At 38.9% G+C, this 11,977-nt stretch carries 9 protein-coding genes; all 9 read right to left on the reverse strand.

From position 1 onward, the window contains the following. Positions 1-14: 14 nt before the first annotated feature. The 9 genes from essA to WKH56_RS30870 all read right to left on the reverse strand — a co-directional run bounded on the left by essA (position 15) and on the right by WKH56_RS30870 (position 11,957). Positions 15-512 carry a type VII secretion protein EssA gene (gene essA / locus WKH56_RS30830; RefSeq protein WP_168761417.1) on the reverse strand — a complete coding sequence of 166 codons (498 nt, stop codon included), beginning with the start codon at positions 510-512 and terminating at the stop codon, positions 15-17. Then, on the reverse strand, positions 490-3,672 hold the full coding sequence (gene esaA, locus WKH56_RS30835) for a type VII secretion protein EsaA (RefSeq protein ID WP_048021597.1): 3,183 nt from the start codon (positions 3,670-3,672) through the stop codon (positions 490-492). Before esaA ends, essA begins: the two co-directional genes overlap by 23 nt. Further along, positions 3,669-8,147 (reverse strand): type VII secretion protein EssC, encoded by a 4,479-nt coding sequence (essC, locus tag WKH56_RS30840; RefSeq protein ID WP_342837326.1) that lies wholly within the window; start codon positions 8,145-8,147, stop codon positions 3,669-3,671. The genes esaA and essC overlap by 4 nt, the downstream gene beginning before the upstream one ends. A 12-nt stretch (positions 8,148-8,159) precedes the next feature. After that, positions 8,160-9,464 carry a type VII secretion protein EssB gene (gene essB / locus WKH56_RS30845; RefSeq protein WP_310884156.1) on the reverse strand — a complete coding sequence of 435 codons (1,305 nt, stop codon included), beginning with the start codon at positions 9,462-9,464 and terminating at the stop codon, positions 8,160-8,162. A 14-nt stretch (positions 9,465-9,478) separates the two neighbouring features. Next, positions 9,479-9,718, reverse strand: coding sequence for an ESX secretion system protein YukD (gene yukD, locus WKH56_RS30850; protein ID WP_025752817.1), 240 nt, complete (start codon positions 9,716-9,718; stop codon positions 9,479-9,481). A 93-nt stretch (positions 9,719-9,811) separates the two neighbouring features. Next, positions 9,812-10,105 (reverse strand): WXG100 family type VII secretion target, encoded by a 294-nt coding sequence (locus WKH56_RS30855; RefSeq protein ID WP_028412473.1) that lies wholly within the window; start codon positions 10,103-10,105, stop codon positions 9,812-9,814. Positions 10,106-10,476: 371 nt separating this feature from the next. Continuing rightward, positions 10,477-10,869, reverse strand: coding sequence for an SseB family protein (locus WKH56_RS30860; RefSeq protein WP_033580724.1), 393 nt, complete (start codon positions 10,867-10,869; stop codon positions 10,477-10,479). A gap of 61 nt (positions 10,870-10,930) precedes the next feature. Then, positions 10,931-11,530, reverse strand: a complete 600-nt coding sequence (locus WKH56_RS30865; protein WP_048021603.1) for a WXG100 family type VII secretion target — start codon at positions 11,528-11,530, stop codon at positions 10,931-10,933. A gap of 109 nt (positions 11,531-11,639) precedes the next feature. Next, positions 11,640-11,957 (reverse strand): hypothetical protein, encoded by a 318-nt coding sequence (locus WKH56_RS30870; protein ID WP_048021605.1) that lies wholly within the window; start codon positions 11,955-11,957, stop codon positions 11,640-11,642. Between the last annotated feature and the right edge of the window lie 20 nt (positions 11,958-11,977).

Raw genomic sequence — 11,977 nt, forward strand, 5'->3', positions numbered from 1 at the left:
ACAGCGAGGTTTTTTCATTTTTTCACAGAAGGCTGAGGGCTAATGCGCGGTATTAAAACCACAAATAATACAACAACCCCCACACCAATCAATAATAAATAAAACCATTGTAGATCTGATGACTTTTCAGAAGCCGTTTGTTCTGTCCGATCTTTCTTGTAGGAAGTGTTTTTAGAAGAAAACAAGTTATATTCTTTTGCTTTCGAAGAAATCGTATTATCTTCAGCTGATGCGTTCGCAAAAAGACTTTCTTTTAAACTCTCTTTCTCTGCATCTTCCTCTTTTTCAAATGTAAGATCCTTTATTTCCTCCGGAATATTTCCTACTTCTTTTTTATTTTCTAGCAAAGATTCGGGGTCTAAGTTAATGGGATCATCTTTATATACATTTGGTTTAATCTCTTCAACGTTTCCATCATCATCTTCAGCCGCTGCTGCTATAGGGAAACAAAAAAGTGAAAAAATAAGAACAACACTTCCAATCTTCTTACTAAGCACTATAGGTTTCATCATTTTCAACCTCTTTAGTCGTCTTTAAAGCACGAATAATAGATGGCAGAACACTTAAAACGGCAGTCATTCCCAGTAATACAATAAGCGCCTGTCCAAACAGAGACTGCGTATCATATTGAATGGACATGTACACTTTAGATACTGGATCTTCGTAATTAAAGTTTGGCATAGATAAGTTAAGAAGTGGGGTAATATAAAATAAAATCAACCCTACTGTCGTCACCCATCCAGCGAAGCTTCCTAATAAGAAAGCAATACGCACAAGTGTAGATGAAGCAAGCAATAAGACGATCGTAAAGATTGACCATTCCATTGCCCGGTCTCCCGATAACGAATAAATATTAAGGCTAAAGATACTTACCATTAACCCTACAATCAAATTCAATAATCCAAAGAGCGTACCTTTTACAAGCATCGGTGCATGTCGGTAATATTGACTGAAATAGCCAATTAGTAGGCTGCTGATTAAGATAATAACCAAAATGACAACCGGTGGAACCTCTTTTACTTTTTCAGCCGGCACTTCACCGCTTACTTGAAGAGGATTTGCTAAATAATGATAAACGTAATCGTTATTCTGTCCATCTACTAATGTATTATTTAACAAGCGGTATACCTGGCCTCGCACCAACTTCGTTGAATCCACGTTTTGGGCCCACTTGCTGTTAAGCGTGTCAGCCTTATCCTGAACTTCATTTACACGCTTCTGCAATTCATCTGTGTACGTGACAACATTAGCTTGTCTTTCACCTAAAGATGAAATGAGTTCGTTCATTCCCTTCAACTCTTGACCCATGCTTTGCTGCAGCGTCATTAAGCCTGTTACGTCCGGAGCTTCTTTCTTTTCTAATGCTTGATCTTCACCTGCGCTAGATTGAAGCTCTTGATTCATTGCATTTGCTTTTTCTTGAATAGCTGATAGCTCTTCCATAATCGATGCTTGTTCAGCATCAACTGTTTGTCCATATTGATCAGCAAAATCTTGCACTGAACTTTGGAACTGTGCTAACTCTTCTTTTGTTAGAGACAGGTTTTGTTGAATTTGCTTACGCGCGTCTTGAGAAGAAACGGTTCCAGCTAACGCCTGCTGCAAACTTCCTTTAATAGAGTCATTGTTAAGGACGCTGTTCTGTATGTCTGTATTTCCTACTTGAGCTAAAGTCAAATCATACTGCGATAAATCACCGTAGTACTTTAACAGATCTTCGGCACTGCTGCTTTTAATCTTACCTGAGAATGTATTGCTCAGCTTTTCCTTTCGAGAAGCTGAAAGGTTTGGAGAAGATAAGATTTTATCTTCTTTGTTTTTAATCATCGTAATGAGACCATCAACATCCGCACTGCCTTTAGAAGGTTTTTTGCCGTCTTCTTTCAACTTTTCATTCTCTTTTTTTAATCGTTCATTTTCTTCTTGAAGCTTAGCAATTTGACTGCTCGACGACTTGGTTGCTTCTTCTAAGTCTTTCTCTGCTTTGTTTTTCTGTGCTGTCAAAGACTTAACGTCTGCTTCCAAACTGGCAATTTTCTGCTTCAGCGCATCCGTATTTTCTCCTGAAGTTTCAGGCTGAACGGTTACATTTTGCAGCTCATCTTTGACTGCCTGTACCTGTGTTTTTAGATTAGCCACTTTTTCAAGCGCACTTTTCACAGCATCGGATGTGCCTGATGTATCAGGTGTATCCGGTGTATCTGGTGTTTCAGGCGTTCCAGGCGTTTCCGTGCCCTCAGGTGCTTCAGGCGCTTCGGGTGTTTCACTCGTCATGCCTTGAAGCTGCTGTTCTAAATCATCAAGCCCTTTTGATATATCATCAAGCTTTGCTGTTTGCTGAGATAAATCCACTTGAATTGGTTCTGACGTTCCTTCGCCTTGACCGGAATCTGGCTGAGTTCCATCATCTTCTCCAGGATCCGTCGGCGTCTCTCCACCTTGATTAGGATCTGGCTGAGTTCCGTCACCTTCTCCAGGGTCCGTTGGCGTCTCTCCGTCTTGATTAGGATCTGGCTGAGTTCCATCACTTTCCCCTGGATCCGTTGAGCCCCCGCCGCCATCATTTGATGAAGCTGTCTCTAGCTGCGCACGAAGCGGCTTTAGCTTGCTTTCAATTTGATTTAGGGTTGTTTGCTCAGACTGCTGTTTGTATGAACTGATGATTTGGCCGTTCAAATCTTGCAGAGCTTTTTCTTGTTCACTGACGTTATCTGCTTGTTGATCTCCAAGTTCTCCAACGGCTTTTTGATTTTCATCCAGCTGCTGTTGAATGGAAGATAAGCCAATAAACACTTGATTGGCCTGCTCATTAAAATTTTGCTTAGAGCTTGGCTGATTAGATTCAAGGGAAGACAACCCTTGTTGAATCGCAGCGACGCTTTGAGCCTGCGTTTTTTCAAGCATTTGTTTCTGTGTTTCTTGATATGTTTGATATTGATTTACATATTCAATGAAGCTGTTTAAATTCTTTTCAACCTGTTCTACGTCGCCTTGTCTGTCGCTAGAACCTTTTTCTGCTTTATTTACATTATCTTGGATTTGCTGAAGAATTTTCTTTTGATCATTTAATTCACCTGCTAAATCTTTTGAATTCGGTTTATAAAAAGCGACCATTGTTTTTTGAAAGGCGATTTCTTTATTTAGAATTTTATCGAACTGTCCGCGTACCTTATCCACTTCCTGTGATACATAACTCCAGTACAAAGAGGACATTTCATTATTAACCTTTGTAGTAGCATCTTCTAATTCCCCTACTACTTTTTCCTTATTAACTGCGTTAAGCTGACTTTGAACTTTGTATTCCAAAGTAGCTTTTTCTGGCTTTTTTTCCTGATACGATAAAATATTTTGTGAGAAAGTCGAGGGAATATAAATAACCGCATCATATTTCCCATTCTGTAAACCGCTTGTAGCTGCGCTTCGTCCAAGCACGGTCCATTGATAATCCGACCCCTCCTGTAAAAGAGGAGTCACTTTTTCTCCAAATTCTATCGCTTTTTCATTGTTTTCTTTTACTCCATTATCTTCGTTAACAACCGCAATCGTTCTTGTTGAGTTTTCTGTGACTTGTAGCGGGTTGTCTCCAATATACTGGAAAAAGAAAGAAGGAAGAGCCAAAATTAAAACAACAGCTAATATGACTTTAAGTGTATACTTACGCTGTTCGGTCATGTTAAGATCTTCCTTTCACTTACACATAGCGGGATTTGAATTCTTGTTTCTTTTCCACTTTTAATATAATAACCGAAGCCAGGGTTAACGTCGGCTTCTTTTCGGTCATAAGGAAGTGTAAATAAGCTTTGCTCTGTTTTCTTCATCAACAACACAGCTTGGCCAATTTGCTTCACTTCTGTTGTTAACGCGTCAAATCCTTTTGAAAACTCATTGTTGTTCCCTGCAACAATCAAGTTAAAGCCCAGGTGGCTATAATTTTTCATCAATTTTGTAATACGATCCTGCAAGACACTGTCTAAGTTTTGCTGGAATCGTACAAATCCGTCTACTACAAGCATGATCGGGGCAAATGAAAGGCCGTGTACGGTTCCTTCCTGCACTGCTTCCAAATACTTATTTTCACGTCGCTGCAATCGTTCTTCGGTTAGGTCAAGCCAGTCGACGATCTGTTCTTTTGTTTCCATGTAAACAACTTGCTCTTCAGCTGCATAGCTTGATAAACCACGGTCAACCGAATCAAATAGTCCGATTTGCTTCACGCCTTGTTCAAGCGCTGTTTGCAGTATGACTTTCACTACATTGGTCTTTCCTTTTTGCGTCTGTCCCATGACGATACAATGCTTATTTTTCGTAAAGTTCATATGCACCGGTCGAACAAACTCTTCATCTAACCCAAGAGGAATAACTCCTTTTTCGCGAATAACTCTTCTGTCCGTCATAAATTCGGCAAGTACAAGTTTCGATGACAGCATTGGCACCGGCTCCGGAAGAATAGCATCAGCGTATTGATTCTTTAATCGTTGAATGTGCAGCTTAACTGCATCAAAAATTTCAAAATCATCTTTTCCTTCCGCAGGTAAAAACAGCTGTGCAAAATAAGGTTGATCCGTTTTGATAATAGCCCGGCCTGGAATAGACTCTAGCGCATACGGCGTACGCCCTAAAATAGAATACGCTTCTGAATGATCCATTAAGTAATGAACCACCTTCGTTTTCAAGTTATTCATAAGTGACTGACGAATAGAATTCACGCGCGTTGCGGTAAAGATCATATAAATTCCTAAAGACTGGCCGTCACGCACAAGCTGCGTGAACTGCATTTCTAGATCTTGCATTTCTTCTTTGACAAGATCAAAATTATCAATCGTGATAAAAATTAGAGGAAGCTCTTCTGAACTTAAAGCATTATACATTTTGATATTGCTAACTTCCTGCTGTTGAAATAACTGCTTTCGCCTTGCGATTTCTTGTTTGATAATCGTCATGAATTTTTCAATTTTACGCATTTGATCCATTAAGAAATAATCCGCCGTATGAGGCAGCTGACGAAGCGGCAGCAGCGTACCGTTCCCAAAGTCAAAAATGTAATAATGAAGCTGCTCTGGGCTCTGTCTTTCAGCTAGACTAAGAAGCAACATCATGACTGTAAACGATTTACCGTATCCTGACGAACCAAATATACCAATGTTTCCATCGTCCATTAGCTGATAGTTATATACCGTTTGACTTTGCTTTTCAGGTTCATCAATTAAGCCAATTGGGAATACGCCGTCTCGCTTCTCTTTGTACTCACTGCGAAGCAATCTCTCTTTAAGAGGCGGCAGCCATGGACTATTTAATTTTTTGATACCTAATTCCTGCTGCGTTTGTTCGATTTTTTGCACCACAACATCAATTTCTGCTTCCGCTTGTTTGGATGACGTCTGCTGAGTAGATACATCAGATAAAGGAATCAACCCGAGATCTGTGACAATGGCTACTTCATCTTCAGCCCCATACGTATCTTCCATGTACGGCGCGCCGCTCCAGGCTGACTGAAACAGTTCATACACTTCATTATTTCCAACCTGCAGATAGCCTCGACCCGTCACCGTAATAGAAGCAGCGTCTGCATTTTTTAAGATTTCTTTACTATCAGCGGCATCTTGGACTTTTAACGCTACTTTAAAGCGCGCATTACTCCAAATTTGATCGTCAATAACACCGCCTGGCTTTTGTGTTGCTAAAATTAAATGAACGCCTAGACTACGTCCAATTCGCGCCGCGCTGACTAATTCGCGAATGAACTCTGGTTCTTCACTTTTTAACTCAGCAAATTCATCCGAGATTAAGAATAAGTGAGGCAGAGGTTCTTCTGCCATACCTTGCTTATATAAATCTGTATAATCATTAATATGATTGACTTCATATCTATCAAACAAGCGTTGGCGTCGCTTTAATTCACTTTTAATAGAAGCTAAGGCTCTTGTACTAAAATTCTTACTTCCTTCAATATTTGTAATGGTTCCAAGCAGGTGAGGCATGTTTTTAAACGGCTGAGCCATTCCTCCGCCCTTATAGTCAATCAATAAAAATGCGACTTCACGGGGGTGGAAATTCACCGCTAGAGAAAGAATGTACGTTTGTAAAAATTCACTTTTCCCTGACCCCGTCGTACCTGCAAGTAATCCATGAGGGCCGTGAGCTTTTTCATGAAGATTTAGTTCAACAATATCCTCTTTTCCTTTTAAACCAATTGGAACCGCTAGCGACTTAGCTGATTCATTGGTGTGCCACCTTTGCACGATATCCAGCTCACCAATTTCTCTTGCTTTAAATAATTCTAAGAATGAAACGCTATTTGGAATTGAGTTGGTCATGCCAACTTGGTGATCCAATGTCCGCAGCATCCTTGCAAATCTTTCATTATAATCAAGCGTGTGTTTATCAAGCTGAAATGGAATATTCACAGCTTTTTGCTTTTGAATTAATATATCCCCCTCGGATTCGTTAATATAACGAACGAGTGTGTGAACATGCTCCGTTAAGCTTTCTTTCGTCTCTGCCGCAAATATCGTAGAGAACCCCAGATGAGGGTGATACCCTTCTAAATACTCTAAGATAACGTGATCTGCAATTAGCTGCTGATTCGTAATAATAAAAACAAAGTGAGGCAAGAAAACCCCTTCTCCTTTTGCTTCATCTAAGTCGCGTTCTCTCAGCATTTCGTAAATAGAAGATAAAAGCTGATCTCTCGTTTGTTCATTATAAATGAAGCCTTTCGCAAAAGAATGAGGCAGCTGAAAATGAGGGAGCCATTTCATCCATTCCCACTCTTTATATTCTTCTTCATCAAAAATGAATACGAATCTCACATCATGATAACTGTGGGAGAATGCCAGCTGTCCTACAAGCTGATGCAGTTCATTCTTCACCGTCTTCATCTTTCCTACCAGACCGATAGAGCCTAAACCTAAGTGAGCGGTAACAGGCGCATTTTTGACTTCTCGATAGACTTTTTCCATGTGCTGAGACTGCTCAAGCAAATCATCAATTTCTCGATTAGCCATATCTCCGCTATTTAAAGAAATTTGGTAGCTTCCAGGAACTGTTCCTTTTCCAAGACGCACCTGTAAGAAATCACTGCTTTCCACAGTTCGTTCCCAAATTCGATCGGAAATCTGTTCTGTTAAATATTTCATTCGTTCAAACGTTGGAAAATGATAAGATAATACATCTTGTTGAACTGATGCTAGTTCTTGTAATTCCTCGCGCTTGTTCTCTAAGTACTTTGTATAAATTCGACGACGACGCTCTTGGCGCTTCTTGCGCTGTTTTTTATCTTTGAAATATTGAACGGTAGATACAATCAGCGTGGTCGTAAACATCATGACAGATATAATAATAAAAATTCCCCTGGGCTGAATAATCGATACCGTACCCATGACTAAAAGCATGACTAATGGGGGTAAAATGGTAAGCCATAAGCTTCGGTTATTTTCATCATTGTCTTGAGACGGAAAGGACAAGCTCACCTTATCATTAGGCAAATCATATATCATGCGCGGTGTCCGTCTATAAACCGGGTACTTCTTTTTCATTTCAGAAATAGGTTGCGCCGTAGCCGGAAGCTTAGATGCATAATCATAGTAGCTTTGAATCTTCAGCAAATCTTTTTCGATTAATTGAATCGTCATAGAAGACCATAAAATAAGATCTCCGGGCTGAAGGTTCCTATTCTCTTCTATTCGGTGTCCATTAAGATAAAGCCGTTCTTGGTTATAAAAGACCTTCCACTTCCCGTTTATCTTTGATAAGTAAAATCCTTCTTTTGGCTCTACTACATACTTTTCTTTCTGCTGATACACATCAGCTGCTTCATCACTTGTGGAAAACGAGACTTCTGATCCGTAATCAATATAATAGACAGCTTCTTTAACAGCCGTCTCTGTAAGGGCAAAGGTTAAAGCCTGTCCTTGTTCTCGCCATACAAACGACTCAGAAACAGATAGCTCTGCTATCCTTTCTTCTCCATAGGAAATCAAGAGCCGGCCGTTCTTTTCAGATGACAGCGTCATTTGCCCTTTCTCAAACGGATAGGAAAAAGTAAACGTTTGATGCTGAGTGTTTCCAACCGTTGCTTGGCGAAAGGTTTTAAAATCTATAGGCAGCTGCTGATACGTTTGCCCACTAACTATCCAAAGCATATTCATACAACTACCTCCCTACTTCGATTGATCTTCCTGCCGTTTTTTCTGCTCTTCTTGTTTCTTTTTCTCGGCTTCTGCAGCTTTCTGTTCTTCTTCCTGCTGCTTGGCCGCCTGTGCTTCCTCAGCCTGTTTCTCTTCTTGCTGCTTGGCTGCTTCCGCTTCTTGCTGATCATTTTCTTTCTTGAATTCTTCCAGTTCATTCGCTACTTTATCAAGCTCTTCTTGCTTTTTATCAGCCGCTAAATCGTTGTCTGTCTTTAGCTGACCTTCGTATTTCATTAATGCATAGATAATTAACGAACGTTCTTCTAACAACCGGCTCACTTCTAAAGCTTTTTTGTTGTCTCCTCGGCCAATGTAAAACCAATAGGCAAAGTACTGAGGATCTGACTGAAGCGTAATAGTCTTTAAAGCATTTGCCTTTTGCTCCTCTCCCAACTTTTCATTAACAAGATAGGAGGTTGCTATTTCGTATTGCACAATTTTAGGCATACTTTCAATATCGTAATCTTCAAGTGTGTCGACTACTTTGCTGTAGTTTTTTTCAAGAAAGTATTCGTTGCTTTCTACAAATGCTTCTTGTTTCGGCTGAGCAAAAAAATAAGAATAAAAAGTATAAATAAGAGCTGGAATTAATAAGACAAGTATACCGACAGATGAAAACTTAAAAATGGTCCAGCGTTTTTGAGGAAGTTGAACAAGTGTCTTTTGATGTTTTTCAATTTGGGTTAGCTTATGCTGAACAAATTGACTCAACTCTTCCTCATTGCTGATATGCATTATTTTTTTAGCGTCTTCTTTTAATTGCAAGGTCTCGTATAACTTAAAATACTGTTCAAATGTATGCGATGAGTCAACGGCCGCCGCTATCGTAGCCTTTAACTCCTGAAAGCTTTGTTCCTCGTTAGGCTCATAAGGAGGTAAACTTTCTTTCACTCCATAATGTAAAAAAGCAGGACTTAAACTTTTATCAAAAATGATATTTTCTGGACAAATCAACAAATGCAGCCTTGAAAAAGAATGCTGCTTTACCTTTTTGATAAGCTGATCTGCAAACAGCCACTTTTGCTGTTCTTCTTTTCCCCTTAATGCTGTAAAAGGTTGAAATTCAGAGGTAGGCTTAATTGTTATTTTAAGTTCATCATCGCTCATCATGATTTCTTTTTGAAAAGCCGTGTTTACATCCTTTAACATTTCAATTTCAACAGAACGATCAAGTCGAATTTTTTCTTTTTGAAAAACAAATGTATATTCATTATTATGACGTGTCATTACAGCTTCGAGCTGCTCTTCTAAGTAAGTCGGTTTCTTCTCTGACATTCTAATAGACTCCTTTAGAGAATTTCGATACAATCACCTGTGGTAATTCCGCAGTTAATCATCGTCTCATTTCCCGAGAAAATAAGATTTTTATTTGAAACACGTATCCACGCACCGTCCTTTGGTGATTGAGTAATCTTTTTAGCTTGCCAAACGATCTCGACTACTTTTTTGATTGAATGATAGTTTGATAGTCGCAAATCGAACCGATCACCTGTATAGTGCTTTAAGTCTACTGTTACTTCTATATACATAGGGTTTCATCACCTCAAAACATAGAAAAAGCGCCTTCATCTTTTGAGAATGGGGCGCTCCTTTTATTACTTCACTTAGATTATTAGATGAAGTTAACCGCGGATTTGGCTAGCGATTTGGTTATCTGTATCTTCAAGAACATTTGCAGAGTCGTCTAATTGCTTAGCAATTTTTGTAAGTAGGTTAGACATTTCAACGAAAGAAGGTTTTAATTCTTCGTATTGAGCAGCAAACGCTTCGCTTGAAGCACCTTCCCACATATCTTGAAGTTGATTTTTCATTGTATCAAGACGGCTTACTAGTTCTTGAACTTGACCGCTTTCGTTAGTATAGCGACCTGACATGTCGCGAAGCTCTGCTGGTGTTACGCGAATAATTCCTGACATACATATCTCTCCTTCGGTTTATATATTTACTATTATTGTAAGAAACTCTAGTGATAAGGTCAAAGGTTACTTGCAAAAGCCTCCAAAAATGAGAATATGTATCTACAAATACCCCTAAAAAATGCAAATAAAACCTTAAAAACCAAGATTTTGTTCTCATTTAAACCTTTTCCATCTAATCTATAGGTACCTATTTAAAGGAAAATAAAAACTATAAGACTATTAAATTACATTTCTATTTATTATCTATAGAACTATTTACTAGTAATAAAAAAGCAGCAGCCTGTTTAAGGCCCTGCCTATATATATATCCTATTTATTTAAGACTCAGACATGCTTGAAAAAAGGACATGTGCTTGTTATCGCCTTGGCTACTGCTTAAAATAATTTTGATCTTCTTTTAACATTCTTATTTCTTCCGGGATGAATAATTTTGAGAGAGGCGTGTCAGGATTAAGTAATATGGCTATTTCTTCATTTAATACAGGCAGCATATCCTTAAATGATACACATACGGTCTTTTCATCTTTTAGCATCTGTTCAATCGGATATTTTGACGAAAAAACAGGTAAATATCGATACGCTGCACTTTTCATCGTCTGAACGTAGTGCTCTGCAATTAATATATCTGATGCTACATGTTCTGAGCTAACAACTAGCCATAAATTGCTATTCATTAAAGTTTTATAAAATTGAGCAATTTTTTTATTATCTTTCATTGCTTCAATTAACGATTTTTCTAATAAGTTAAATGTATACTTCATTGCTGAGACAATCCTGTAAGGAACTGTACCATTTCACTTCCAGCGCCATCATATACTTCATTCATTCTCTCTTCACTTCCTCTGTGCTGTCACTAAACATAATGTTTGAAGGATTCATCTCCTGACTTAAAATGCCCAATCCCATTTGAATAACCCCATAAGTAAAAAATTCCGTTCGACTGCATGTAGAACCATTCACTACTTTTTCTTCCCAAGACATAGAAAGCGAACTCCACATAACATTAAGAGTACCTAGAGGTTTTTCAATCGTTCTATGCATATTGTCATACGTGTTCCATTCTTTTAAGTTCTTTATGTCATTCCACGTATCTTGCGAATGGGCGCTCCCATCGCTCCATACGCTCGACCAAAACTCCGTCCAGCCTGAAGAGCCTTCTAGCTCTCCATCTGCTTTTCTCATTTGCTCCGCAGTGTCTTTTACTAATAAATGTGCATTTTCCGTTAGCGAATCAAGTTTGCGAATCATATGCTGTAACTCTTCCTGCAAGTCCAGCACTTTATCAATATCTGCAACAGACAAGAAATGTAGATTTGTAGCTTCCCAGCTTAGTTTTTGAAGTGCATCAGCCGTCTGTGAATGAGACTGTTGAATTCGCTCTGCAAATGTCTGCAGCACCTCTGGATTTACTTTTATCTCCATGTATGTCCGTCCCCCTATCTCTTGTAAGCCTTCAGTCATCATCCAAACATTTTTTAAGCCTATACGGAAAGACTCACTTTCTAAAAGAGTGAGTCGATAATGTTATTTATTACGCCGATGCTAGCTCTCTTAATCGTGAAATTTCTAAGCGTAAAGTTTGAAACAATTCATCCCTTACGTCGTACAGATGAAAAGTGGATTGCGTAATATCATTATAAATATCCTCATATGAGCTCTTAGAACGCCCTGACCAATCTGACGCATATTGTTGGTGCGAATTTTGAAACAGATAGATACCTTCTTCAAGAAATTCCATGATATGTTGAACTTCATGTAAATATGATTCTAATTGATCTGCATCTCGACTATATTCTTTGCTTTTTCTTCTTCGCTCTATGTCGTCAAAGAGATCATCAATTGCATCCATAAAATGTCCCCACGTCCTTC

This window comes from Priestia sp. SB1 (assembly GCF_038898415.1).